Origin of the sequence: Acinetobacter sp. UBA3461 (assembly GCF_002381195.1) — a bacterium.
In the GTDB taxonomy this organism is placed as follows: Bacteria; Pseudomonadota; Gammaproteobacteria; order Pseudomonadales; family Moraxellaceae; genus Acinetobacter; species Acinetobacter schindleri.
Map to the genome: position 1 here is coordinate 46704 of NZ_DFRO01000038.1, position 25253 is coordinate 71956.

Consider the following 25253-nt stretch of genomic DNA (forward strand, 5'->3'; position numbering starts at 1 on the left):
CGCTTATTTAATTTTTATGGCGTTTACCAGAAATTCGACACCAGTATTCATCACGCTTCGCTACTTCTAATATATCAAAATGATTAGAGTAAATGCTAGTAACATCAGTAACTTGTTCTTCAATAACACCCGCAAGTGCGAATTCACCCTCAGCTTTTACCAATTCTGCAAAGTGCGGTTCAAGCATCATCAGTGGACCTGCCAAGATATTAGCAACGAAAACATCTGCCTTTATTGCACCAAGCTCTTCGTTAAATTCTTCCGGTAAGCCTACATAAAGCCGATCAAGTACACCATTGAGTTCAGCATTTTGTTGGGTGGCCAAGACTGCTTGTGGATCAATATCGGTTGCATATGCTTTTTTCGCGCCAAGTAGCAGGGCAGCAACAGCCAAAATGCCTGAACCACAGCCATAGTCGATGACGATTTTGTCTTTGAGATTTGTTTTTCCCAGCCATTGCAGGCAGAGGAAAGTAGAAGCATGATTGCCTGTACCAAAAGCCAGACCAGGATCGAGCTTGATATTTACTGCATCTGCTTCAGGTGGTTCCATCCATTCTGGCACAATCCAGAACTTGTCAGAAATCTGAATTGGTTCATAAGCATCCATCCAGGTGCGTTCCCAAGCTTGATCTTCCAGAAATTCATGACGGATAGGCGCTTCAGGCATTTGTGCACGAATAAAGGTTTCGAGTGCATCGACATCGATTTCTTCGCCTTCTTCTTGTGCATAAATACCGGTAACAATCACTTTATTCCACAACGGTGTTTCACCTGGAAGTGGTTCAAGTAAATCCTGATTTTCAGCATCATCCAGCGTCACGCTCACCGCACCCAGCGAGCTGAGTAATGTTTCAGTGAAATCAACCTGAGCCTGATCAACCGTAATATGAATTTGTAACCACTTCACAGAAATAACCTTATGTATATCTTTTCAAAAAGCTATTGTAACGGAAGTTCCGGTTTTTGTGCGGCTAGATTGCTGTGCAGGTGTAAATAAAAAAAGGATGCCTGAGACATCCTTCTGAAGGTTTTAGACTTTATCTAATCTAGATTTGTCAGGGGTTTTTGTACCTGAAGCGGTGCAAGTCGATTCAGTAAAGTGCCAAAAATTGCAGCAAATATATACATAAAAATAGAATAAACTGCCGCTGGCATTGCTACTGCTGAGCTGCCAATCACGGTCAGGGCAATGGTCATGGCAAGAGTGCTGTTATGAATGCCGATTTCAAAAGCACTGGCGCGGGCTTGAGCGCTATTAATGTTAAGGAGTCGTGGAACCAGATAGCCGATGCCAAGGCTCAGGATACAGAATAAGGCAGTTGCCAGTCCGACTTGAGTCAGATATTCACTTATATTGGCACGTTCCTTCACAATGGTTGCGACAATAATAAGAACCAGAAAAGTAATAGCAAAAATCCGCAGTGGTCGATTCAATTTTGCTGTCACACCTGGTGCATAATGACGAATCAGCATGCCAATCCCAACTGGAATCAGAATAATCGCAAAGACCTGCAGAATTTTGCCAAATTGCAGGCCAACTTGCTGGCTATCCTGCATGAAGTGCAAGATCGAGAAGTTAATAATTAAAGGAAGGGTAATTGCAGCAATGACTGAGTTGATTGCTGTCAAAGTAATATTCAGCGCCAGATCACCTTTGAATAGGTAGCTAAACAGGTTGGCTGTGGCACCGCCTGGAGAAGCAGCCAAGAGCATCAAACCGACTGATAACAGTGGTGGTAAAGCTAGTAGTTTACATAGTACAAAGGCGATTCCCACCAGGATAATCAGCTGACAGAAAAGTGCGATGAGTACAGCTTTGGGATGGCGGGTCACTCGGCTAAAGTCACGTGGGGTAAGTTCAAGTCCAAGCCCCATCATAATGATCGCTAAAGCCAGTGGTAACAATATGGTAATAAAGCCAGAATCCATCTGTATGCTCCTTATTTAAATGTCTTTTTTATCTATTTTTAAGTCCAGCATACAGAGGAAATTATGGTTTATATAGTGTGTTTACAAATCTGATAAACGATGCTTGGATTTCTGATAAATGATGCGTTGACGGCTCAGGATAATGCCAAAAAAGGTGGCAAGAGTGTACATGACAATAGTATAGATACCCGCAGGGATGGCAATAGTATTATTGCCTAATACGGTAATAGCGATAGTCATGGCAACAGCGGTATTATGAATGCCCACCTCAAAGGTACAAGCACGTGCCTGACGGTCTGGAATACCAAGCAGTAAAGGTAGGCAATAACCAATAAACAGGCTGGAAAAGCCAAAAATTACGGTCGCAATTCCGATGCTATTGAAATATTCCATCAGATTATGGCGTTCGCGTACGACTGCAAATACAAATAATGCAATGAGGAAGCCAATTGCGAAAATACGCATTGAGCGATTAACAGTGATTGTGAGCCTTGGGAATTTAGCCCGTAATGCCATACCGAAGATAACAGGAAGTAATATGATAAAAAATACCTGAACCATCTTCATGGCTGGCATGGTAATGGTATCGTCACTGCCCAGGAAAAAATGTAAGGATAAATTAATAATAAAAGGCAGGGTGAAGATCGATATAAAAGTATTAATTGTAGTCAGGGTGAAGTTAAGTGCCAAATCACCTTTATATAGGTAGCTGAACAGATTGGCCGTTGGTCCACCCGGAGAGGCTGCCAGCAGCATTAAACCCACAGCCAGTAGCGGCGGCAAATCCAATATGATACAGATCAGAAAAGCCAGACTGGTCAACAGGATCAGCTGGATAAATAAGGCAATAAAAATGACCTTAGGATAGTTGAGTACACGAATAAAATCCTTGACGCGTAATTCAAGTCCTAACCCCATCATCAAAATTGCCAGCAGTACCGGCAATAAAAAAACAAAAAATACCGAATCCATAGAATGTCCTTTTTATTATTGGATCTTCATTTTTAAATTCAGTTTAACGTAAATTATTAAATAATCAATAGAAAATGGGCAAAACCTCAATTTTGCCCATTTATTCTTTTATAACTTTAAAGAGCTTTATTTAGGTCGAGGAGGAGTGAAGCCCAAGGCACATTTACCACTAATTTCCTGACCATTAACGGTGGTTGTGGTGTTTCCAGAAGCGTCTTGGCAAGCACTGTAAATTTCAGCTTCATCACCCATTAAGGCTGTTTTGGAGTTGGAAAAAAACTGTGGTTCACAGGTTCCGTTCCAGATAATGCCACGATGAGCAAAAGTTACGGCATCACCAGCTGATTTGCCTTTACAGACTTTCTGATACAAATCTGGATTGTAAACTTTAGCAACCTTATCATTTGCAGTGGCCATACCTGTTACTGATAGTGCACCGAGCATTATTGAAAATAATATTTTCTTATCCATTTATTTCACCTTTTTTCTTCGTGTGGCGTCAAATTTACATCTTAGAAAATACTCAGCTGCATACAATTGCGATCAGGTAACAAATACAAGCTCTATGTATTGATTTATCGGTGTTTTGCTAAAAAATGAAAGATTAAGTGACAATTAAGAAGGTTTATAAAAATACGATAGGGTGACCTTGAATTAATTCCACTGAATTTGTCAACTATTCTGCAATTTTTGCTATAATCTTCGGCTATCCTTTTTTAATCTCTCAAATACCACTATGCACTATCCTAAAGTATACGATGTCATTGTGATCGGTGGCGGTCACGCAGGTACGGAAGCAGCATTGGCTGCGGCGCGTATGGGTCGACAGACTTTACTCTTAACTCACAATATTGAGACTTTAGGGCAGATGAGCTGTAACCCAGCCATCGGTGGTATTGGTAAATCGCATTTGGTGCGTGAAATTGATGCCTTGGGCGGTGCAATGGCACTTGCTGCTGACAAAGGCGGTATCCAATTCCGAATTTTAAACTCACGTAAAGGTGCTGCGGTTCGTGCGACGCGCGCGCAGGCTGACCGTGTACGTTATAAAGCTGCGATTCGTGAAACATTAGAAAACCAAGCGAATCTTGATATTTTCCAACAAGCAGCGGATGACCTGATTGTTGAAGGCGATACCGTTAAAGGTGTAGTAACCCAAATGGGTATTCGCTTTGATGCGAAAACTGTGGTGTTAACTGCAGGTACATTCTTAGGTGGTGTGATTCACGTCGGTCTTGAGAAATCAAGCGGTGGTCGTGCAGGCGATCCACCATCAATTTCATTGGCGCATCGTTTACGTGAACTTCAACTTCCTGTTGGTCGTCTAAAAACAGGTACACCACCACGTATTGATGCACGTTCAGTAGACTTCTCTGTGATGACACCACAGCCGGGTGATTTCCCATCTCCGACCATGTCATTCATGGGTGATGCATCTATGCACCCTGAACAAGTGAACTGCTGGATTACACATACCAATGAAAAAACCCATGACATTATCCGTGGAGGTTTAGATCGTTCACCGATGTATACGGGTGTGATTGAAGGTGTCGGTCCACGTTACTGCCCATCGATTGAAGACAAGATTCACCGTTTTGCCGATAAAGACTCTCACCAAGTGTTCTTGGAGCCTGAAGGTTTGGATACGCATGAGTTGTATCCAAACGGTATTTCAACTTCACTGCCATTTGATGTGCAGTTTGAATTGGTGCGCTCAATCCGTGGTATGGAGAATGCACATATTCTGCGTCCAGGGTATGCGATTGAATACGATTACTTCAACCCGCAAGCGTTGAAATTCACTTTGGAAACCAAAGCGATTAATAACTTGTACTTTGCAGGTCAAATCAACGGTACAACAGGTTATGAAGAAGCAGGTGCGCAAGGTTTACTTGCAGGTTTGAACGCAGCACGTCGTGCGTGGGATCAAGAGCAATGGACACCAAAACGTGATGAAGCGTACATGGGTGTATTGGTTGATGACTTGATCACTTTAGGTACCAAAGAACCGTACCGTATGTTCACTTCACGTGCGGAATATCGTTTGATGCTGCGTGAAGACAACGCAGACCAACGTTTAACACCAATCGGTCGTGAAATGGGTCTGGTGGATGATGAGCGTTGGGCGGCTTACTGCGAGAAAATGGAAGCGGTTGAGCGTGAGACAGGTCGTTTGCAACACCTTTGGGCAGCACCAAACAATCCAATGGGTAAAAAATTCGTTGAGATGACAGGTGCAGACCTTTCTAAAGAATGTTCTGCGATTGATTTGTTAAAACGTCCGAACATTAGCTTTGCTCAAATTGCAGAACTGACAGGTTCTGAAGTATCTGCTCAAGTGGGTGACCAGATTGAGATTGCGGTGAAATACGAAGGCTATATTAACCGTCAGCATCAAGATGTCGCGCAAATGAAGCGTTTGGAAGAAACCAAGATTCCTGCTGATTTTAACTATGACATCGTTTCAGGTCTTTCTCGTGAAATTACCTTGAAGTTAAAAGATGTTCGTCCGGAAACACTTGCACAAGCAAGCCGTATTCCGGGTGTAACCCCTGCTGCAGTTCAACTGGTAATGATCACGATTCGCAAGAATGCACAAACAAAAAAATCTGCCTAAGATTTGATGTTAAAAAACCCGCAAAATGCGGGTTTTTTTATAAATAAAAGTTAATAATCACCTAGATGAATGATTCCATAGTTAAAAGCTAATAATAAAATAAATAATTGAAAAATAATAATATTTATAATTTTTCATCTAAAAATAGAATCACTGTCATTGTTTTTAAGTCTTATTTGGAGGTGAAAAAGCAAACTCTTACATTTCAAATCCTACCATTGTAGTGCTATTTATTCGAAAGGATTAGATTAACAATTAGGCAGTGGGCTAAGCCAAAAAAAGCCTGGAATTGAGGAAGATGAATCATGATGTTGACACAAAAGGAAAAAATACAAAAATTTCTGGTGTTATTTTTGTGTTTCTGGGTCGCATTTTTTGAAGGCTTTGATTTACAAGCCCCTGGAATTGCTGCCAAAGGTATTGCAGAAACGTTTGCACTTGATCAGGTGCAAATGGGCTATGTATTTAGCCTCGGCGTTTTTGGGATGTTATTCGGTGCTTTCTTTGGTGGGCGTATCGCGGACTATTTAGGTCAGAAACGAGTCTTAATGCTATCGGTGGCTATTTTTGGGGTGTTCTTTGCACTTACGGCGATCGCGCCAAGTATTGAAATTTTATATGCGGCACGTTTCCTGACGGGTTTGGGTTTGGGGGCTGCAATGCCCACCATGATTTCAGTGGTGGGGGATGAGGCGACTGAACGTAATCGAGGTAAGCTGAACAGCTTAATGTATTGTGGTTTGCCTGTAGGTGCGATTTTTGTTGCCGGGCTGGCAATCTATTTTAAGGATATTAGCTGGCAAACATTATTCCTGATCGGTGGTTTGACCCCCTTGGTTCTGCTGCCTTTCATGGCTATGATTTTAAAAGACAAACCGCGTGCTGTTAAAGTTCAAACGACTGAGCAACAGATCGCAGTACCCAATATGGCTGAAGTACTGTTTAAACAGGAACAATATAAACGTACTGTGCCATTGTGGTTCGGCTTTTTCTTTACCTTAATGATTAACTATATCCTGATCAGCTGGTTACCAAATTTACTAATGGAACAAGGGCTTTCCAAGCAGGAAGCTTTTAGTATCATGCTGATCTTCCAGGTTGGTGCTGTAATTGGTACTTTAGGGCTAGGTTATTTATTAGATCGCCTGAAACTCTGGCAAGTGGCTGCTATCATTTATGTAGGCCTGGCAATTGCATTGATTTTACTCTTTACCAGTAAAGTAATTCCATTGCTGATCTTGGCCGGTTTAATGGGTGGAATTTTCTCTACCGGTGGCCAATCTATCCTGTATGGTATTTCTCCAATCTTCTACTCAGGGGCAGGTAAAGTTACGGGAGTGGGAAGTGCAATTTCACTCGGGCGTTTGGGCGCCATGACTGGTCCACTATTATCTGGCAAGATTCTGGCATTGGGCTTAGGAACAACAGGTATTCTGTGGGCCAGCTTGCCGGCTGTGGTGATTTCTGCTGTGGCAGTCACTGCTTTGTCCCGTTATAAGACACAAAACAAGCACTAATTTAAGTAATCTATCTATGAAAAAAGTCGGTCTGATGGCCGGCTTTTTTTTATTTGAAGATATTTAGGGCGTGTCATCAATTAAGCCATATCATGATTGAGGCAAGGTAGATCGCTGACAGGAAGTTTTGAGCCAATTTATCATAGCGCGTAGCAATACCTCGATACTGCTTGAGCTTGGCGAAGAAATTCTCGATCAGATGTCTTGCCTTATAAAGATGTTGGTCATAATCACGCTGATCAATCGCGTTACTTTTGGATGGCATCACGACTTGACCATTGATCTTATGAATCGGATCAATCACTCGATCCCTGGAATTGTAGGCTTTATCCATAAGCCATGTTTGGCTTAAGGATAAGTCCAGTAACACATCGGCACCGTTCAAGTCATGGGCCTGCCCGGCAGTGAGATAAAATCCTGTTGGGTTGCCTAAAGCATCAGTACGGGCATGAATTTTGGTACTTAAGCGACCTTTACTGCGTCCGATCGCCTGTTCTTTTTTTTCCGGCACTGTGTTGATGAGCGCGCACAATGGTTGAGTCCAGCATGGCATATTCATTATCACTGTCATGTGATAGCACTTCAAAAACTCTCTGCCACACGCCTGTTTTAGCCCAACGGCTAAAACGGGTATGTACGACTCTAAAATCACCGAACCGTTCGGGTAAGTCTCGCCACGGAATACCTGAACGATAACGATAGAGTATTGCCTCAACAAATAATCGGTTGTCTTTGGCGGTTACTCCAACAGTACCCGGCCGTCCAGGCAACAGATCCTTGATCCATTCCCACTGATCATCTCTTAATGCATAGCGTTTAGTCATGAAAAAATAATGAGGACAGATTAGATTTTCTCAAGCTAATTGATGACAGGCCCTAGACAGATTATTTCGCAGGTAATTTTTGTTAATATAAGTTGAACTAAAAAACGAAATTGAGATATGAGCTATCAGTTAATTGAGCTGGATATAGACGCGACCGACAATATTGCCTGCCTACATTGCCAGCAACAGATTATTAACTGGCAAGAAGAGCAATATGTCCAGCCTTGTGAACATACTCTGTTTATTGCCATGGATATTGGTTTTGAATACATTACCGATGAGTTTGAGCAGACCATGCAACATACTGTGGATGATTTACATGCTAATGATGATCAGGTCAATATGTTCGCAGAGTTGACTACTAGTACTTATCCGGAATTTATAATTTTAAAATCGGATCTGGGTGTGGAAGGTTATTCACGTTATATTGGCCTTACCGCTTAAATCTCAGAATGAAAAAAAGCGCCAAATCAATTGGCGCTTTTTTGTGGCTAACTTTAAAAATTAACCTTCAACTTCTTCTTCAACATCATCATCTGCACTGTCCATACCCAGCTCTTTAAGTTTGCGCGTCAATGTATTTCGACCCCAACCTAAAAGCTCAGCAGCATGGCGTTTACGGCCACGAGTTTGCTGAAGGGCTGCATTAATCAGCGTGCGTTCAAACATTGGTGTTGCGATGTCGAGAATCTTCATCTCACCATTTTTTAGCTTTTGAATTGCCCATTGGTTCAGTAATTCATCCCAATGGTGCGGAGCAACCTGATTCAGATTTGGAATTGGTGCGCCGTTGTCCTGCTGGATAGGAATCTGTTTCAGTTCAGGTGGCAAGTCTTCTGGATAAACTTCACGACCTGTGATCATAACTGTTAACCAGCGACAGGTATTTTCCAGCTGACGCACGTTCCCTTGCCAAGGCAGCTTTTGCATATATTCCTGAGTTTCAGGACGCAGAATCTTCGGATTGACACCAAGCTCTTTGCCTGCACGTGCCAGGAAATGCTGTGCCAGCATTGGAATATCTTCAGAACGGTGTGCCAGTTTAGGAATATGAATACGAATTACATTCAAACGGTGATACAAGTCTTCACGGAAGCGGCCATCGTGTACCAGTTTTTCCAGATCCTGGTGAGTTGCTGCCACGATACGCACATCGACCTTAACTGGAATATGACCACCTACACGGTAAAATTCACCATCTGCCAGAACACGGAGTAAACGGGTCTGGGTTTCAAATGGCATGTCTCCAATTTCGTCTAGGAACAATGTACCGCCGTTAGCCTGTTCGAAACGGCCTTGACGTTGAGTATTGGCACCCGTAAACGCACCTTTTTCATGACCGAACAATTCAGTCTCAATCAGGTCTTTTGGAATCGCTGCCATGTTCAGGGCGATAAATGGCTTATTACTACGTGGTGAATGGCGGTGCAAAGCATGTGCTACCAATTCTTTACCTGTGCCGGATTCACCATTAATCAAAACGGTAATATGCGACTGAGATAGACGGCCAATAGCGCGGAATACTTCCTGCATTGCAGGAGATTCACCGATAATTTCAGTCGATTGAATTGTTGGAGCCGCTTTTGCAGATTCCTGTTGCTGTAACTTGGTGATGTGCAGGATGGCACGATTCACCAATGCCAGCGCTTCATCAATATCAAATGGCTTTGGCAGATACTCGAAGGCACCGGTCTGATAACTTGATACTGCAGATTCCAGATCCGAGTGCGCCGTCATAATGATGACAGGCAGATCAGGATTAGTATTCTTGACCTTACCTAAAAAGGTTAAACCATCAATACCCGGCATTCGGATATCGGTCAGGATCACATCTGGTACATCCACATTCAGCTGATCAAGTGCTGACTGGGCTTCTTCAAAACTGGTAACGTCGAAACCTTCTTCTTTGAATGTTTTTTCGAGTACCCAACGCATGGCACGATCGTCATCAATCACCCATATTTTATTTCGCGACATGATCTGACTCCCAAGGTAAAAATAAGCTAAATACGGTTTTTCCTGGAACTGACTGGCATTCAATCATTCCGTTATGTTGGTGCATTATATTTTGAGCAATACTGAGGCCCAGGCCGGTTCCTTTGGCACGGCTGGTCACAAGCGGGTAGAAAACGGCTTCAATAATATCGTCTGGTACACCCGGACCATTATCTTCAATGTCGATGCGTACCACTGAACGATGAATCACACCATTAATAGTATATAGACGCTGAATACGGGTTCTTAAAATCAGTTCAGGCTGATGCTCGACAAAGAAGTCTTTGTTTTCAGTCATCGCCTGAACCGCATTCACACAGATATTCAGCATGACCTGAATCAGCTGATCGCGGTCTGCTAAAACTTCTGGCAGGGACAGGTCATAGTCCCGGGTAATTTTAATTTTCTTTTTGGTCTGATTTACAATCAGTGAGCGGACACGTTCTAAAGGCTCATGCACGTTGACCATTTCATAGCTTGGCAATTGACGTGAACCCAGCATACTATCTGCCAGATTTCTCAGGCGATCCACTTCACTAATAATAATATCTGTAAATTCTTTGTATTTCGGATCATCCAGGCTACGTGCGAGAAGCTGAGTTGCACCACGAATACCGCCAAGAGGGTTCTTGATCTCATGTGCTACACCACGGATCAGCTGGCGAGCCACCTGATGTTGCTGAATGTAGTTTTCTTCACGCGAGATTTTCAGCATACGGTCACGCTGATTCAGCTCAATCAGTAATAAGGGGTGATGTGGTTTGCCTGCATTCAGTAGCGAAACCGTGTAATCCACATGAATGTCCTTAAAATTGACAATAATGGTCGCTTCACGGCGGGTATAAGGTTGTCCAGTATGCAGGGTGTTATACAGCGACTCTTCAGTATTGAACTCATCTGTAGGGGCTTGCAGTATATTTAATACCGGTGTGCCAAATGCGCGTAACAAGCTGATATCGAACATGGCCTCGCAGGCAGTATTCAAATAATAGATATTCAGGTTGCTATCAATCAGCATGACAGCAGTGGTCAGGTTATCCACCAAAAGGCGATAGTCGATGGAAAGGGGCTGATCCATTAGCGATGGTTTTCCTGTATTAAAATAGCGCAATGGCATCTTCATAAAGCAAAATTTAAAGTCTTAAGTTCTCATTTGATGCACATTAAGCAAAATGCACGCCAACTTTTTAAATAATCCCTAAATTATTGCAATGAAATGGAAGTGGGTCATGAAGATGCATGATTTGTTAATGGTATAGCTGATAAAAATCAGCATGTAAATCATAAATGTTCAATTTTGGTGCATGTATAAATATATTGAATATTTTATGGCTTTATTTTGGTGCTTGATGTAATCAGTCTCCATTTCAACTGTTTTTATGTTTCGAAAAGACATACAATACGCGCATTCTAGTGGAGCGCAGATTCATGAAGTCCCCCAAAGTCGGTTTTGTTTCTTTAGGTTGTCCTAAGGCATTGGTAGATTCTGAACGAATTTTAACTCAGTTGAAGACTGAAGGTTATGATGTCGCATCGGATTATGACGGTGCTGATTTAGTAGTTGTAAACACCTGTGGTTTTATTGAATCTGCAGTACAAGAGTCTCTAGACGCCATCGGTGAAGCGATGAGCGCGAATGGTCGCGTGATTGTGACGGGCTGTCTAGGTAAAGACGAAGACAAGATTCGCCAAATGCATCCGAATGTCCTGAAAGTGACCGGTGCTGCGGCTTATGAAGAAGTAATGGATGCGGTTCATCAATATGTCCCTGAACCGCCAAAACATAATCCATTTATTGATCTGGTTCCTGAGCAAGGCATTCGCCTTACTCCAAAACACTATGCGTACTTGAAAATTTCAGAAGGCTGTAACCACCGTTGTACTTTCTGCATTATCCCAAGCATGCGTGGTGATCTGGTATCGCGTCCAGTCGGTTCTGTACTTGAAGAAGCTGCGGCACTAAAACGTGCTGGTGTAAAAGAAGTACTTGTCATCTCCCAGGATACTTCTGCTTACGGCGTGGATACCAAGTACAAACTTGACTTCTGGAACGGTCAGCCAGTTAAGACCAAATTCTATGATATGTGTGAAGCGCTGGGTCAGTTAGGCATCTGGGTGCGTCTGCACTATGTCTACCCATATCCACATGTGGATGCGGTGATTGATCTGATGGCACAAGGCAAAATTCTGCCATACCTGGATATTCCATTCCAGCATGCAAGTCCTAAAGTATTAAAGCTGATGAAGCGTCCTGCGCACAGTGAAAATACATTAGAACGTTTGAAAGTATGGCGTGAAAAATGTCCTGAATTGGTGCTGCGTTCGACATTTGTAGTGGGCTTCCCGGGTGAAACCGAAGAAGACTTCCAAATGTTGTTGGACTGGTTGCAGGAAGCTCAGCTGGATCGTGTGGGTTGTTTCACTTATTCAGCAGTTGAAGGTGCAGCAGCGAATGATCTGCCAGATCACGTGCCGGAAGAAATCAAGCAAGAACGTTATGAACGTTTCATGCAGGTCCAGCAAGCGATCTCAGCAGCCAAGCTGCAAAAGCGTATCGGTCAGAAAATGACAGTGCTAGTTGATGATCTGGAAGAGGAATTCCCGGTTGCTGTAGCACGTTCTTATGCCGATGCACCAGAGATTGATGGGAATGTATTTGTTGAAGATATCGACAAGAGCCTGATTAAGACAGGTGCTTTGCTTGAGGTCGAAATTACCGATGCGGACGAATATGACCTGTTTGCAAAACTGATTTCGATTAAATCAGCCTAATACTTAGATAAAATTAAATGAAATAATTTGGAGTTTGATGATGTTGGATTCTAAAAAGCCGCGTTTTGGCCGTATTTTGCTGAAACTTTCAGGTGAAGCGCTTGCCGGAAACAAGGATATGGGTATTGATGCACCAATCCTTGACCAGATGTCTTTAGCGATTGCACACCTAGTTGGATTGGGGGTACAAGTTGGTATTGTTGTCGGTGGTGGTAACTTGTACCGTGGTAGCCAGTTGCAGAAAGACGGTCTGGTTGGTCGTGTAACCGGTGACCAGATGGGTATGCTGGCAACTGTGATGAATGGTCTGGCATTACGTGATGCGCTGGTACGCCGTAACATCAAGACACGTTTACTTTCAGCATTGCCAATTGGCACCGTTGTAGAATCTTACTCAAGCCGTGATGCGATTCGTCACCTGACGCGTGGTGAAGTCTGCGTATTTGTTGCGGGTACAGGTAACCCGTTCTTTACCACTGATACAGCAGCTTGTTTACGTGGTATTGAAATTGAAGCGGACCTGATTCTGAAAGCAACCAAGGTTGATGGTGTCTATAATAAAGATCCAAGCAAATTTGAAGATGCTGTTAAATACGAAACCTTAACCTTTGACCAAGTGCTTGATGAAAAACTGGGTGTGATGGATTTAACGGCGATCTGCCTATGCCGTGATCATAACGTACCGCTACAAGTTTTCGATATGAACAAGTCTGGTGCTTTATTGTCCGTTGTGATGGGTGAAAAAGAAGGTACTCACGTTACCAATTAATGACGTGAGCCTTGAAGCACTTTATACTAGTCAAAATTTAGCTTTTACATTTTTTAGAATTAAGTAAGGAAGATCATATGATTAACGATCTTAAAAAAGACGCAGAAGACCGTATGAACAAGTCACTTGACTCGTTGGAGCATGGTTTTGCCAAAGTTCGTACTGGACGTGCGCATCCATCGATTTTGAACGGTGTTATGGTTCCTTACTATGGCTCTGACGTGCCATTGAACCAGGTTGCAAACGTAGGTGTTGAAGATTCACGTACCTTGCTGGTTCAACCATTTGAACGTTCAATGGTTGCTGCAATTGATAAAGCCATTCGTGAATCAGATTTAGGGCTTAACCCGATTACTGCTGACGCAATTCGTGTGCCAATGGCTGCGTTAACTGAAGAAACTCGCCGTGACATGCAGAAAGTTGCGCGTAACGAAGCTGAAAACGCTAAAGTTGCGATTCGTAACATTCGTCGTGATGTTTTGGGCGATATCAAAGCTTTATTGAAAGAAAAAGAAATTTCTGAAGATGAAGAACGTCGTGCTTCTGACGAAATCCAGAAAATTACCGATAAATATGTTGCTGAAGTTGACAAACGTTTGGCTGCAAAAGAAGCTGAATTGATGAAGGTCTAATTCATCAATGACCGTTTCTGAAGAGAGTTCCCGTCTTCCAAAACATGTTGCCATCATCATGGATGGCAACAATCGTTTTGCCAAAAAAAATCAGATGCAAAAAGGTGAAGGACACCAGGAAGGTAAAAGCGTTCTTGACCCGATTGTAGAACACTGTAGAAAAAGAAAAATCCAGGCTTTAACTGTATTTGCGTTTTCGAGTGAAAACTGGAATCGTCCGCAGTATGAAGTGGATCTGCTCATGCGATTGCTCGAAGACACCATCCATGAACAGTTACCGCGCATGGAAAAATTCAATATTGCCTTACGCTTTATCGGTGATCGCAGCCGTTTATCTCCAGAGCTGCAAGCTTTGATGTTGCATGCTGAGGAAAGGACTGCTAAGTTCGATAGCATGACGCTCACTATTGCCATTAGCTATGGTGGTATGTGGGATATGGCGCAGGCTGCGAAGCGAATTGCTGCGGATGTTTTAACAAATAAATTAGAACTTGATGCAATTAATGCTGATGTTTTTGGTCAATATGTAAGTCTTAGTGATTTACCACCTGTGGATTTGTTAATCCGTACCGGTGGGGATTTTCGCTTGTCAAACTTCCTGCTCTGGCAGGCAGCTTATGCGGAACTGTATTTCACTGAAACCTTGTGGCCAGAATTTACCACGGAAGAACTTGACGATGCCTTTGCCGTATTTGGTGGACGTGAACGTCGGTTTGGTAAAACATCAGAACAGATTCAGCAAGAGAAACTTGAGAATTAATACATGTTAGAGCGGATTATAACCGCATTGGTTTTGGTGGCTGTTGTACTCAGTTGTATGTTTGCCACTACTGTATATTACCCAATGTTTGTGTTGATGGTCGTTGCTGCAGGCGTGGCAGGTTATGAGTGGTTTAAACTCATGCCACGTCAGGGGGAAAAAGTAATTAAGCCGTTTGCTTGGGGTTATGGCTTACTCACAGCAGTTCTTTCAGCACTTGCACTCTATTTTTCAGACATCTCCATGCTGCTTTGGGCGGCATCGATTTTGACCTGGATTCTCAGCATCTATTGGGTTAAATCCTATCCTGAATATGATGGCTGGTACAATGTTACTTTAAATGGCATTGGTGTGATCCTGATCTCGGCGGCGGTCACTGCAATCTACTCAGTCTGGCAGCATTCACCTTGGTGGTTAATGTATCTGTTTTTGCTGGTTTGGGGGGCAGACAGTGGTGCCTATTTTATTGGACGCAAGTTCGGCAATAAAAAGCTCGCACCGAAAGTTAGTCCAAACAAATCGGTTGAAGGATTGTATGGCGGAATCGTCACATCCATGTTGATTGTCATTACAGTCACATTACTTTATCTCGATATCAGTATTCCCGAACTACTTTTATTCCTGATTTTATCAGTATTAACAGTCTTTAGTTCTGTGCTTGGCGATCTATTTGAATCGATGATCAAACGTCGTGCTGGTATTAAAGATTCGGGACGTATTCTGCCAGGACATGGTGGTGTATTGGACCGTATTGATTCTCTCCTTGCTGCAGCACCGATTTTTGCTGCAGGCATGTATGTCTTAAAACTAATTGGCGTAGATTTATAAATGTCACAAGCTGTTTGTATACTGGGTGCTACAGGTTCTATTGGGCAAAGTACTTTAAAAATCCTGCAGCGACATCCTGAAGCTTACAGCGTATATGCTGTGACTGCACAAAGCCGTATTGCTGAACTGGTCGAGATCTGTAAGCAGATTCGACCAAAAATCGCTGTGGTGCCAGCCTCTAAAGTAGATGAACTGGCACAATTGCTGAAACAGCATCAGTTATCCGAAATAGAAATTTTACCAGATGAAGCGGGCTTGATTGCAGTTGCTGAACATCCAGAAGTAGATGTGGTCATGGCGGCGATTGTTGGTGCAGCTGGCCTTTTGCCGACATTGGCTGCGGTCAAAGCGGGAAAACGCGTCCTGTTGGCTAATAAAGAAGCTTTGGTGATGTCTGGTGATATTATGATGCAGGCTGCTCGTGATCATGGGGCTTTATTGCTACCTGTGGACTCAGAGCACAATGCAATTTTCCAGTGTTTGCCGGCGAATTACTTCGATGCTGAGCGTAACGGTCAGCCAAAACTGGGTGTACAGCAGATTCTGTTAACTGCCTCTGGTGGTCCATTCTTAAATCATACTTTCGAGCAGCTGCAGACGGTCACACCAGCACAAGCCTGCAAGCATCCGAACTGGTCGATGGGTCAGAAAATTTCAGTAGATTCAGCAACCTTGATGAATAAAGGTTTGGAACTGATTGAAGCCTGTCATTTATTTGCAGTAAAAGAACAATTTGTTACAGTTGTCGTGCATCCACAGAGTATTATTCATTCCATGGTTCAATATGTAGATGGTTCAACTTTGGCGCAAATGGGTAATCCAGATATGTGTACCCCGATTGCACATGCCTTGGCATGGCCAGAGCGGATCAGTACGCATGTCGCTCCATTAGATTTATTTGTACATTCACAACTGAATTTTCAGCAACCGGATACCCAGCGTTTTCCTGCATTAAAACTGGCACGTCAGGCAATGCAGCAAGGCGGGATTGCGCCTGCTATTCTGAATGCAGCCAATGAAATTGCTGTGGCAGCATTTTTGCATGAGAAAATTACTTTCACTCAAATACCTCAGATAGTTGAACATACGCTGAATTCGATGGACAATCGGACAGCAGATCAGCTGGAAGTGATTCTTCAGGCTGATCGGCAGGCGCGTGATATCGCCCGTCAATTTGTTGTGAATAAAGGAAGTTAAGCCATGAACGCCTTGTTTATTATCGCAGCTGCAATTCTGTTATTGGGTCCCCTGATTGCGATCCATGAATTTGGACATTACTTTGTAGCTCGAAAACTTGGCGTAAAGGTTTTAGTTTATTCAATTGGATTTGGTCCAACGCTAATCAAATGGACTTCAAAAAAGTCTGGTATCCAGTATCAGCTTTCTGCTTTGCCGTTTGGCGGCTATGTCAAAATGCTGGATGAACGTGAAGGTAATGTACTTGAAGAGGATCTGCCTAAAGCATTTAACCGTCAACATCCGTGGAAGCGTATCGCGATTGTTGCAGCTGGTCCTTTAATTAATCTTTTCTTTGCAGTGATTCTATTCTGGATTTTATTTTTACCTGCACAAGAGCAGTTAAATACCCGTGTAGGTCAAGTTCTGCCTAATACACCTGCCGCTGCTGCACAAATGCAGCAAGGTGACAAAATTACCGCAGTGGATGGCACTGAAGTCGCAACTTGGGAAAAGCTGAATTATGCCTTGGTTGATCGTGTTGGTGAAACCGGGCTGATTACGATTCAGGCCGAACGTGATGGACAGATAAAAAGTTTCCAATTGCCGATTCAGAGTTTTCTGAAAGATCAGTCACAGTCTCCACTGGATACTTTAGGTTTTATACCGTATCGTCCAGAAATTCCTGCCGTGGTATCTAAGCTCAGTGAGGATGGGGCTGCAATCCGCCAAGGCATGAAGGAAGGTGACAAGATCATTGCCATTAATGGGGTGGCGATGAAAAACTGGTTTGATGTGGTACAGGTTGTCCAGGCATCACCAGAAAAATTATTAAAAATAGTTGTGTTACGTAATAACCAGGTGGTGCATTTACAGGTGATGCCACAGGCGAAACGTGACAATATGGGTAAAGTGACGGGTATGCTGGGTGTACAAAGTGACCCAGGCAAAATCACCATCCCGGCAGAATATAAACAGACAATTCAATATAGTCCGACTGAAGCACTGGTCATGGCTTTTGACAAAACGACACAACTGTCTTCGATGATTCTTAACTCGATTGTGAAGATGGTTCGTGGTCTGATTGGTCTGGATAATTTATCTGGTCCAATCACGATTGCCAAAGTGGCAGGTCAAAGTGCGGAAATGGGATGGCAAACTTTTATTTCCTTTATGGCGCTAATGAGTGTAAGTTTAGGGATATTAAATTTACTGCCAATTCCAATGCTTGATGGTGGACATCTGGTTTACTATTTTATTGAATTATTACGTGGTAAACCTGTTTCTGAACAAATACAATTGGTTGGCTTAAAAATTGGTATGGTATTGCTGGGTAGTATGATGCTACTTGCACTATTTAATGATTTTATGCGTTTATAACAACGTAGATGGAATAAATTAACAAGCGGAAAAGACTGGCATGCAGCACACACATTTATTTATGCCTTTGGCACTCGTTAGTGCTATGGCAGTTGCACAACAAGTATATGCAGCAGATGAATTCGTAGTACAAGATATAAAATTTGACGGACTGGTTCGTCTCACTCCCGAAAATGTGTATGGCCTGGTGCCAATCAATAGTGGTGATCGTGTTAATGATCCGATTATTGCCAATGCGATCCGGAGTCTGTATGCCTCAGGCTTGTTCGATGATATCAAGGCAACTCAAGCTGGAAATACACTAATATTCCAGGTGGTTGAACGCCCGGTTATTTCCAAGATTGAACTAAAAGGCAACAAGCTGATTCCGAAGGAAGCTTTGGAAGAAGGTTTGAAAAAAATGGGTCTTGCTGAAGGTGAGGTTCTAAAAAAATCTGCTCTGCAAACTGTAGAAACCGAGCTTGAACAGCAATATATGCAGCAAGGTCGTTATGATGCAGATATTACAGTAAAGACTACACCGAAGCCAAATAACCGTGTCGATCTTCTGATTGAATTTGTGGAAGGTAAGGCTGCAAAAGTTTTTGACATTAATATTATTGGGAATACGGTCTTTAAAGAAGATGAGATCAAGCAGGCTTTTGCAATCAAGGAAAGCTCTTGGAATTCGATTATTTCCCGTAATGACCGTTATGCACGTGAGAAAATGGCAGCAAGCCTTGAAGCTTTGCGTGCCATGTACCTGAACCGTGGTTATATCAACTTCAATATCAATAACTCAAGTCTGAACCTGAGTGAAGATAAGAAAAATGTCTTTATTGAAGTATCGGTAGATGAAGGTGAGCAATTCAAATTTGGTGAGACCAAATTCCTGGGTGATGCGCTTTATTCACCAGATGAACTCAAAGTTTTACAACTATACAAAGACGGTGAAATTTATTCACAGGAAAAAGTGAATGCGGTTAAACAGTTATTACTGCGTAAATATGGTAATGCTGGCTATTATTTCGCTGAAGTAAATGTTGTTCCAGAAATTAATAAAGATACTAAACTGGTTGACTTAAATTATTACATCAACCCAGGTCAGCAGGTGACTGTACGTCGCATTAATTTTACTGGTAATAACAAAACTGCGGATGAAGTATTACGTCGTGAAATGCGTCAGATGGAAAGCGCACTGGCTAGTAACGAAAAAATTGATCTGTCTAAGGTCCGTCTGGAACGTACTGGTTTCTTTAAATCGGTTGATATTAAACCGGCGCGTATTCCTGGTTCGCCGGATCAGATCGATTTAAATGTTGCAGTTGAAGAGCAGCATTCCGGGACAAGTACCTTGGCAGTTGGTTTCTCGCAAAGTGGTGGTGTTACCTTCCAGGCTGGTTTAAGTCAAACCAACTTCCTAGGTACAGGGAATAGTGTATCGGTAGATCTATCACGCTCTGAAACTCAAGATTACTATAACCTGAGTGTAACCGATCCATACTTTACTATTGATGGGGTACGTCGTGGTTATAATCTGTACTACCGTAAAACCAAACTGGATGATGACTATAACGTCAACAACTATGTAACAGATAGTTTTGGTGGTGGGATTAACTTTGGTTATCCAATCGATGAGAACCAGAGTATTAGTTTTGGTCTGAATATTGATCAGACCGATGTTACGACTGGTCCATACGTTTCTACCTATGTACGTGACTATTTATTAGCAAATGGTGGTAAGGAAACCGGTAACCCAGGAAGATATTGTCCAGATGGACTATGGAATGAAACTGATAGAACCTGTGGTACGAATGATCAAGGTTGGGAGCCTTTCCCTGATGAGTTTAAAGGGGATTTCCTGACCTATAATCTTAATTTAGGCTGGTCATATAATACCTTAAACCGCCCAATCTTCCCTACAACTGGTTTCTCACATCGTATTAATGGTGAAATTGCCTTGCCAGGTAGTGATGTGGAATATCAAAAGCTGACCTATGATGCGCAAGCTTACTTCCCGTTAGGCAAGAATTTTGTAGTTCGTGGCTATGGTAAGCTCGGTTATGGTAATGATTTGCCATTCTATAAAAACTTCTATGCGGGTGGTTTTGGTTCAGTCCGTGGTTATGAAAACAGTACTTTGGGTCCTAAATACCCAGGTGTTACATATAACGAATCACGTACTCGCGATTATGATCCTGAAGAAGTAGGCGGTAATGCTTTAGTTCAGTTTGGTACAGAATTGGTGCTTCCAGTTCCATTTAAAGGAGATTGGGCACGTCAGGTTCGTCCAGTACTATTCGCTGAAGGTGCACAGGTCTTTGATACTCAATGTGATGTGCCATCAGGTAATCTATACTTGAATGGTAGAAATGATCCAGGTGTTAGCGCGAAACAATACTGTAAAGATAACTTCGGTTTTGAACTGGATAACATGCGTTATAGCGTAGGTGCCGGCTTTACCTGGATTACTATGATCGGCCCATTATCATTAAGTTATGCATATCCGTTGAATGATAAAGAAGGTGACGATACTAAGAGTGTTCAATTCGAAATTGGTCGTACCTTCTAATTTAATTAACCAAAGTTAATATTACTTGGCCTTGTGAATAGTAAGAAATTACTATTTGTAAGGCCATTTTTATAGATAGAGAAATACAGATGAAAAAAATGATGATGGCGATGGGTATCGCTGTGGCAACTTTAACTTCAACGGTACAGGCAGCTGGTGTTGGAGTAATTGATCTAGAACGTTTGGTAGAAAATAGCACATATCTAAAACAGCAAAATACGTCATTCCAGCAGACTATCAAACCACAAACCGCCAAAATTGAGCAGCTAAATAAAGAATTGGAAGCCATTCAGCAACGTGCCCAGGCAAACCCTAAAATGAGTGCGGCAGATAAGAAAAAGCTCGAAGAACAATATCAGGCAAAATTTAAAGAGTTAGGTCAGTTACAGCAAGCTATACAGACTAGCGCGCAAAGCTCTATTCAGCAGGTTCGTACTGTATTTGATGCACGTGTGAAGCAAGTCGCTGAACAATTACGCCAAGAAAACAAGCTGGATGTGGTTTTGAATAAAAATAGCGCGCTTGCCTATGACCCTAAGTATGATTTAACTGATAAAATGATTCAAAAGGTTAATGCAATTAAATAATCAATGAATCATCAACAGCTTCAATTAGCTGACCTCGCTCGTCTGGTGCAAGGTGAGTGTATAGGTCAGTCCGATTTGCAGTTAAGAGGCTTGGCAAGTCTTGAGCATGCAACAGTACAGGATCTGGCGTTTGTTACTGCTGATAAATATCTGGAACAGGCAGCTCAAAGCCAGGCAGGTGCTCTGATTGTGACAGCTGAGCTTAAAACACAGCTAAGTTCACATCAGAACTTTATTGTCGTGGCAAATCCTTATCTTGCTTTTGCAATGCTGACTCATGTATTTGAGCAAAAGCAGACTCAACGTGGTATAGAAAGTACGGCACAGGTTCATCCTTCGGCTGTAATTGCAGATGACGCCTATATTGGTCACTATGTGGTGATCGGTGAAAATTGTGTAGTTGGATCAAATACGGTCATTCAGTCCCATGTGCAGATGGATAACCAGGTAGAAATTGGTAAAGACTGTTTTATTGATGCTCATGTGACCTTGACCGGTACAACAAAAATTGGTGACCGGGTACGTATCCATGCCAACAGCGTCATTGGCAGTGAAGGTTTTGGTTTTGCGCCTTATCAAGGTAAATGGCACCGCATTGCACAATTAGGGTCGGTACGTATTGGTCATGATGTCCGTATTGGTTCTAATTGCAGTATTGATCGTGGTGCTCTGGATGACACAATTCTGGAAAATGGCGTCATTATTGATAACCTTGTGCAAGTCGCTCATAACGTTAAAATTGGTGCCAACACTGCCATTGCAGCAAAAACAGCGATTGCAGGCAGTACCAGTATTGGCAAAAACTGTATCATTGGTGGGGCTACAGCGATTTCAGGACACCTGAATATTGCGGATAATGTGACTTTGACCGGAATGTCAATGGTGACAAATAATATTTCTGAAGCTGGAAAATATTCTTCAGGTATCGGATTGTTTGAAAATCAGAAGTGGAAGCGCACAGTGGTTCGCATTAGACAATTAGCAGATGTGCCATTGACCCAGGTAATGAAACGCCTTGATCATATGCAGTCTCAAATTGAGTCCATTGAATCAACATTTAAGTTGCGTAAATAATTATGATGACAGAATCGAATTTGCCTACATTCACGAAGCCTGAATTGCCAATGACCATTCAAAAGATTCGTGAGTATTTGCCTCATCGCTATCCATTCCTGCTTGTGGATCGCGTGGTAGATATTACTGATAATGGCATCGTGGGTTATAAAAACGTTTCAATTAATGAAGAGTTTTTACAGGGCCATTTTCCTAATTACCCAATCATGCCAGGTGTGCTAATTGTAGAAGCATTGGCACAGGTAGCAGGTATTCTTGGTTTCGTCATGAACAATGAGACTCCAACAGAGGGCTCTTTGTTCCTTTTTGCTGGTGCTGAGAAGGTTAGATTTAAAAAACAAGTGGTTGCAGGCGACCAATTGGTATTAAAAGCTGAATTAGTGATGCAAAAACGTGGCATTTACAAATATAATTGTATAGCCACAGTAGATGGCGTAGTCGCAACAACCGCGGAAATTATGGTTTCGCATCAGAAAGTCGAGCAGGCATGAGCAATAACTCCCTTATTCATCCAACTGCCATTATTGACTCATCTGCAGTAATTGCTTCAGATGTTCAAATTGGTCCTTACTGTATTATTGGGCCAAATGTCACTATTGGTGCAGGTACCAAACTTCATTCACACGTCGTTGTGGGTGGGTACACACGCATTGGCGAACACAATGAGATTTTCCAGTTTGCGAGTGTGGGAGAAGTTTGTCAGGACCTGAAATATGCAGGTGAAGAAACCTGGCTTGAGATTGGTGATCATAACAAGATTCGCGAACATTGCAGTCTGCACCGTGGTACTGTTCAGGACAATAGCATTACCAAAATCGGCAGTCATAACCTGCTGATGGTAAATACGCATATTGCACATGACTGTATGGTGGGCGATCACAATATCTTTGCAAATAATGTTGGTGTAGCTGGTCACGTCCATGTGGGTGATTATGTGGTGATTGGGGGTAACTCAGGTATCCATCAGTTCTGTAAGATTGATTCTTATAGCATGATCGGTGGTGCATCACTGATTCTTAAAGATGTGCCTGCTTATGTAATGGTTTCCGGCAATCCTGCGCATGCATTTGCAATGAATGTGGAAGGGATGCGTCGTAAGGGTTGGTCGAAAAATGTAATCAATGGCCTACGTGAGGCATTTAAACTGATCTATAAATCAGGTTTAACCACACAAGAAGCAATTGAAAAAATTCGTGCAGAGATTCTGCCAGAAGTGGCTGAAGCACAGCGCTTGCTTGATTCTTTGGAGCAGTCTAAACGTGGTATTGTGCGTTAATAGGCTATTCATAAAAAAGACACCTTTTCAGGTGTCTTTTTTATTTCTGAATCTTTTTATTTAAAGAATTTAGCTTCTTCAGACTGCGGATAATTTTTCAACAAGCGAGATTTATATTGTGCAGCCAAGGTCTTGTTTTTCTCTACTTCACTGCTGACATTATATAATTGATACAAAGCACGGGCAGCTTTTGCCGAATTTGGATAGCGGTCTGCCACAATGGCATAATTTCGCTTCGCTTCAGTAAAATTCGGTGGATCAATCGACAGATTAAACTCTGCTAACCAGAAATAGGCATTGCTGATATACACGCTGTTTGGATTATTCTTAATGAAATTCTGCATCGGTGCAATCGCTTTTGTGGCACCGCCATTCTTGTAGGCATCCAGGGCTACTGTATATGCGGCTTTTTCTAACTCGGAGGGTTGAGCAGAAGAGCTCGAAGCTGTTGATGTCTGAGCTTGGCTTAACTTGCTGTTGCCTGCTCCTGAGCTGGGTGCAGTATCCTGTTGATTATCCTCCCCAGTGCCTTGTTCAGGATCAATCTTTTGCTGTAATAACTCAAGACGTTGATCGAGATCGGCATAGCGGTTAGCCAGTTCACTTTTTAGCGACTGGATTTCGTTGTCCTGTTCTTCAATCTTGCCGCGCAAGCCACGAATATCACTTTCCAGTTGCTGATTTTTTTGCAGCAATTGCCAGCTCATATTGGTCTGTACCGGGGTATCTACTCCTGAGGAAATCGCAGGCAGGGTGTTGGTAGGTGCTGTACTGTTACCACCCTGGCTTAAGCCTCGAGATTCAATTGGAACTGCAGCAAAGAGCGAAGTGGTACAGAGCATGCTGAACGCGCATAAGACATGTTTTTTAAACATCATCTATTTTATCCATGTTGTTTTGAATGAACCAACGTTTAAGGTGGTCAATCAAATAAATTATTCAATGTATATGCCACACATTTAAAACGGCATTGCCGGGAATTGCAACATGCTTTTACAAAGTTGAAGGGGTTTTCCGGGCAGGAATTTGTATCTCGGATTTACAGAAAATCCTGAATTAATCCTACATTGTTTTTAAAATAATCAAATGGATAGCTTGTACCAGATTTTTTGGTATTCTCGCTTGCAAGTTCATTAAAAATCTCTATACTCTGTTCTTGCAATGGTAGCCCTGCCGGTTACTTCGCAATTGCACTCTGCGAACCCCGCCAGGACCGGAAGGTAGCAACGGTAGTAGAACTGCGATGTGCCGAAGCTTTGCTGGTAGGGTTGCCACCATATTTTTAATATAATAAAAACAATACCAATTTGAATTTTCTATTCTCAAATCAAATCTTTTATTCATAAGCTCAAATTGTATATCTTATTATTTTAATGTCTCAGCTCATGGTTGTTTTATTTCCTCTTTAAGCTTGTTCACCACACTATTTAAAATTCAATATTCAAGACTTTTAGTCATTGAGGCCTTTAGAAAAAGTAATCAATCTTCTGCTTTACGGTTAATCGCTTTCATAATGGCATCTATTTCAAAACCCCGGTACATGAGAAAACGAATCTGCTTGGCTTTGATTTTGGGATCTTTTGTAACTTCA

General features: G+C 42.3%; 23 protein-coding genes, 1 other RNA gene and 1 pseudogene. 16 read left to right on the forward strand and 9 right to left on the reverse strand.

Annotated elements, in window-relative coordinates; translation table 11 throughout:
- Positions 1-7 precede the first annotated feature (7 nt).
- The 4 genes from prmA to B3D47_RS10720 all read right to left on the reverse strand — a co-directional run bounded on the left by prmA (position 8) and on the right by B3D47_RS10720 (position 3375).
- Positions 8-910 (reverse strand): 50S ribosomal protein L11 methyltransferase, encoded by a 903-nt coding sequence (prmA, locus tag B3D47_RS10705; RefSeq protein WP_180184211.1) that lies wholly within the window; start codon positions 908-910, stop codon positions 8-10.
- A 134-nt stretch (positions 911-1044) separates the two neighbouring features.
- Positions 1045-1932 carry a bile acid:sodium symporter family protein gene (locus B3D47_RS10710; RefSeq protein WP_005221741.1) on the reverse strand — a complete coding sequence of 296 codons (888 nt, stop codon included), beginning with the start codon at positions 1930-1932 and terminating at the stop codon, positions 1045-1047.
- 81 nt (positions 1933-2013) lie between these two features.
- Complete coding sequence (locus B3D47_RS10715) at positions 2014-2904, reverse strand: bile acid:sodium symporter family protein (RefSeq protein WP_005221743.1); 891 nt, start codon at positions 2902-2904, stop codon at positions 2014-2016.
- Positions 2905-3030: 126 nt separating this feature from the next.
- Positions 3031-3375, reverse strand: coding sequence for a hypothetical protein (locus tag B3D47_RS10720; RefSeq protein WP_004894381.1), 345 nt, complete (start codon positions 3373-3375; stop codon positions 3031-3033).
- Between the two features lie 265 nt (positions 3376-3640).
- Between B3D47_RS10720 and mnmG the strand changes: the two genes are divergently transcribed.
- Both mnmG and mhpT read left to right on the forward strand, forming a co-directional pair.
- On the forward strand, positions 3641-5521 hold the full coding sequence (gene mnmG / locus B3D47_RS10725; RefSeq protein ID WP_286861975.1) for a tRNA uridine-5-carboxymethylaminomethyl(34) synthesis enzyme MnmG: 1881 nt from the start codon (positions 3641-3643) through the stop codon (positions 5519-5521).
- A gap of 305 nt (positions 5522-5826) precedes the next feature.
- Positions 5827-7038, forward strand: a complete 1212-nt coding sequence (gene mhpT / locus B3D47_RS10730; RefSeq protein WP_286861977.1) for a 3-(3-hydroxy-phenyl)propionate transporter MhpT — start codon at positions 5827-5829, stop codon at positions 7036-7038.
- Between the two features lie 76 nt (positions 7039-7114).
- Here the strand turns inward: mhpT and B3D47_RS10735 are convergent.
- Positions 7115-7862 (reverse strand): annotated as a pseudogene (locus B3D47_RS10735) (IS5 family transposase).
- Positions 7863-7979: 117 nt separating this feature from the next.
- On the opposite strand from B3D47_RS10735, the gene B3D47_RS10740 reads away from it, so the two are divergent.
- Positions 7980-8306, forward strand: coding sequence for a hypothetical protein (locus B3D47_RS10740; RefSeq protein WP_005221747.1), 327 nt, complete (start codon positions 7980-7982; stop codon positions 8304-8306).
- Between the two features lie 60 nt (positions 8307-8366).
- On the opposite strand, the gene glnG is transcribed toward B3D47_RS10740, so the two are convergent.
- Positions 8367-9839, reverse strand: a complete 1473-nt coding sequence (glnG, locus tag B3D47_RS10745; protein WP_253169552.1) for a nitrogen regulation protein NR(I) — start codon at positions 9837-9839, stop codon at positions 8367-8369.
- Complete coding sequence (gene glnL / locus B3D47_RS10750; protein WP_004812645.1) at positions 9826-10935, reverse strand: nitrogen regulation protein NR(II); 1110 nt, start codon at positions 10933-10935, stop codon at positions 9826-9828. Before glnL ends, glnG begins: the two co-directional genes overlap by 14 nt.
- Positions 10936-11285: 350 nt before the next feature.
- Here glnL and rimO point away from each other — a divergent pair, with 350 nt between their 5' ends.
- From rimO to lpxA, 12 genes are all read left to right on the forward strand, one after another.
- Positions 11286-12629 carry a 30S ribosomal protein S12 methylthiotransferase RimO gene (rimO, locus tag B3D47_RS10755; RefSeq protein ID WP_004894397.1) on the forward strand — a complete coding sequence of 448 codons (1344 nt, stop codon included), beginning with the start codon at positions 11286-11288 and terminating at the stop codon, positions 12627-12629.
- 40 nt (positions 12630-12669) lie between these two features.
- Complete coding sequence (gene pyrH / locus B3D47_RS10760) at positions 12670-13398, forward strand: UMP kinase (RefSeq protein ID WP_004812647.1); 729 nt, start codon at positions 12670-12672, stop codon at positions 13396-13398.
- 77 nt (positions 13399-13475) lie between these two features.
- Positions 13476-14030 carry a ribosome recycling factor gene (gene frr / locus B3D47_RS10765; RefSeq protein ID WP_004812648.1) on the forward strand — a complete coding sequence of 185 codons (555 nt, stop codon included), beginning with the start codon at positions 13476-13478 and terminating at the stop codon, positions 14028-14030.
- Positions 14031-14037: 7 nt separating this feature from the next.
- Entirely contained in the window at positions 14038-14790 is a 753-nt protein-coding gene (gene uppS, locus B3D47_RS10770) for a polyprenyl diphosphate synthase (RefSeq protein ID WP_286861979.1), read from the forward strand.
- A 3-nt stretch (positions 14791-14793) separates the two neighbouring features.
- Positions 14794-15618, forward strand: a complete 825-nt coding sequence (locus tag B3D47_RS10775; protein ID WP_163168256.1) for a phosphatidate cytidylyltransferase — start codon at positions 14794-14796, stop codon at positions 15616-15618.
- A complete protein-coding gene (gene ispC, locus B3D47_RS10780) occupies positions 15619-16815 on the forward strand; it encodes a 1-deoxy-D-xylulose-5-phosphate reductoisomerase (RefSeq protein WP_286861981.1) in 1197 nt (398 codons plus the stop codon).
- A gap of 3 nt (positions 16816-16818) precedes the next feature.
- The gene (gene rseP, locus B3D47_RS10785; protein WP_286861983.1) at positions 16819-18174 is read left to right on the forward strand and encodes an RIP metalloprotease RseP; all 1356 of its coding nucleotides are present in this window, start codon (positions 16819-16821) and stop codon (positions 18172-18174) included.
- 40 nt (positions 18175-18214) lie between these two features.
- Positions 18215-20725, forward strand: coding sequence for an outer membrane protein assembly factor BamA (gene bamA, locus B3D47_RS10790; RefSeq protein WP_286861985.1), 2511 nt, complete (start codon positions 18215-18217; stop codon positions 20723-20725).
- 89 nt (positions 20726-20814) lie between these two features.
- Positions 20815-21312 (forward strand): OmpH family outer membrane protein, encoded by a 498-nt coding sequence (locus B3D47_RS10795; protein ID WP_163166250.1) that lies wholly within the window; start codon positions 20815-20817, stop codon positions 21310-21312.
- Positions 21313-21315: 3 nt separating this feature from the next.
- Complete coding sequence (gene lpxD, locus B3D47_RS10800) at positions 21316-22386, forward strand: UDP-3-O-(3-hydroxymyristoyl)glucosamine N-acyltransferase (RefSeq protein WP_048881676.1); 1071 nt, start codon at positions 21316-21318, stop codon at positions 22384-22386.
- A gap of 5 nt (positions 22387-22391) precedes the next feature.
- Complete coding sequence (fabZ, locus tag B3D47_RS10805; protein ID WP_026056779.1) at positions 22392-22877, forward strand: 3-hydroxyacyl-ACP dehydratase FabZ; 486 nt, start codon at positions 22392-22394, stop codon at positions 22875-22877.
- The gene (lpxA, locus tag B3D47_RS10810; protein ID WP_004894416.1) at positions 22874-23662 is read left to right on the forward strand and encodes an acyl-ACP--UDP-N-acetylglucosamine O-acyltransferase; all 789 of its coding nucleotides are present in this window, start codon (positions 22874-22876) and stop codon (positions 23660-23662) included. Before fabZ ends, lpxA begins: the two co-directional genes overlap by 4 nt.
- A 56-nt stretch (positions 23663-23718) precedes the next feature.
- Here the strand turns inward: lpxA and B3D47_RS10815 are convergent, their stop codons facing one another.
- Positions 23719-24540 carry a YbgF trimerization domain-containing protein gene (locus tag B3D47_RS10815; protein WP_005221754.1) on the reverse strand — a complete coding sequence of 274 codons (822 nt, stop codon included), beginning with the start codon at positions 24538-24540 and terminating at the stop codon, positions 23719-23721.
- A 293-nt stretch (positions 24541-24833) separates the two neighbouring features.
- Between B3D47_RS10815 and ffs the strand changes: the two genes are divergently transcribed.
- Positions 24834-24930: signal recognition particle sRNA small type (gene ffs / locus B3D47_RS10820), an RNA gene on the forward strand.
- Between the two features lie 211 nt (positions 24931-25141).
- Here ffs and B3D47_RS10825 read toward each other — a convergent pair.
- The gene (locus B3D47_RS10825; RefSeq protein ID WP_414631723.1) at positions 25142-25231 is read right to left on the reverse strand and encodes a hypothetical protein; all 90 of its coding nucleotides are present in this window, start codon (positions 25229-25231) and stop codon (positions 25142-25144) included.
- Between the last annotated feature and the right edge of the window lie 22 nt (positions 25232-25253).

Bases quoted from the DNA above. Each gene is read 5' to 3' on its own strand.
- B3D47_RS10740 (WP_005221747.1), top strand. From the start codon at position 7,980: ATGAGCTATCAGTTAATTGAGCTGGATATAGACGCGACCGACAATATT.
- B3D47_RS10720 (WP_004894381.1), bottom strand. From the start codon at position 3,375: ATGGATAAGAAAATATTATTTTCAATAATGCTCGGTGCACTATCAGTA.
- rimO (WP_004894397.1), top strand. From the start codon at position 11,286: ATGAAGTCCCCCAAAGTCGGTTTTGTTTCTTTAGGTTGTCCTAAGGCA.
- B3D47_RS10815 (WP_005221754.1), bottom strand. From the start codon at position 24,540: ATGATGTTTAAAAAACATGTCTTATGCGCGTTCAGCATGCTCTGTACC.
- fabZ (WP_026056779.1), top strand. From the start codon at position 22,392: ATGACAGAATCGAATTTGCCTACATTCACGAAGCCTGAATTGCCAATG.
- pyrH (WP_004812647.1), top strand. From the start codon at position 12,670: ATGTTGGATTCTAAAAAGCCGCGTTTTGGCCGTATTTTGCTGAAACTT.
- mhpT (WP_286861977.1), top strand. From the start codon at position 5,827: ATGATGTTGACACAAAAGGAAAAAATACAAAAATTTCTGGTGTTATTT.
- B3D47_RS10710 (WP_005221741.1), bottom strand. From the start codon at position 1,932: ATGGATTCTGGCTTTATTACCATATTGTTACCACTGGCTTTAGCGATC.
- lpxD (WP_048881676.1), top strand. From the start codon at position 21,316: ATGAATCATCAACAGCTTCAATTAGCTGACCTCGCTCGTCTGGTGCAA.
- mnmG (WP_286861975.1), top strand. From the start codon at position 3,641: ATGCACTATCCTAAAGTATACGATGTCATTGTGATCGGTGGCGGTCAC.
- rseP (WP_286861983.1), top strand. From the start codon at position 16,819: ATGAACGCCTTGTTTATTATCGCAGCTGCAATTCTGTTATTGGGTCCC.
- uppS (WP_286861979.1), top strand. From the start codon at position 14,038: ATGACCGTTTCTGAAGAGAGTTCCCGTCTTCCAAAACATGTTGCCATC.
- frr (WP_004812648.1), top strand. From the start codon at position 13,476: ATGATTAACGATCTTAAAAAAGACGCAGAAGACCGTATGAACAAGTCA.
- B3D47_RS10715 (WP_005221743.1), bottom strand. From the start codon at position 2,904: ATGGATTCGGTATTTTTTGTTTTTTTATTGCCGGTACTGCTGGCAATT.
- B3D47_RS10775 (WP_163168256.1), top strand. From the start codon at position 14,794: ATGTTAGAGCGGATTATAACCGCATTGGTTTTGGTGGCTGTTGTACTC.
- B3D47_RS10795 (WP_163166250.1), top strand. From the start codon at position 20,815: ATGAAAAAAATGATGATGGCGATGGGTATCGCTGTGGCAACTTTAACT.
- glnL (WP_004812645.1), bottom strand. From the start codon at position 10,935: ATGGATCAGCCCCTTTCCATCGACTATCGCCTTTTGGTGGATAACCTG.
- glnG (WP_253169552.1), bottom strand. From the start codon at position 9,839: ATGTCGCGAAATAAAATATGGGTGATTGATGACGATCGTGCCATGCGT.
- ispC (WP_286861981.1), top strand. From the start codon at position 15,619: ATGTCACAAGCTGTTTGTATACTGGGTGCTACAGGTTCTATTGGGCAA.
- bamA (WP_286861985.1), top strand. From the start codon at position 18,215: ATGCAGCACACACATTTATTTATGCCTTTGGCACTCGTTAGTGCTATG.
- lpxA (WP_004894416.1), top strand. From the start codon at position 22,874: ATGAGCAATAACTCCCTTATTCATCCAACTGCCATTATTGACTCATCT.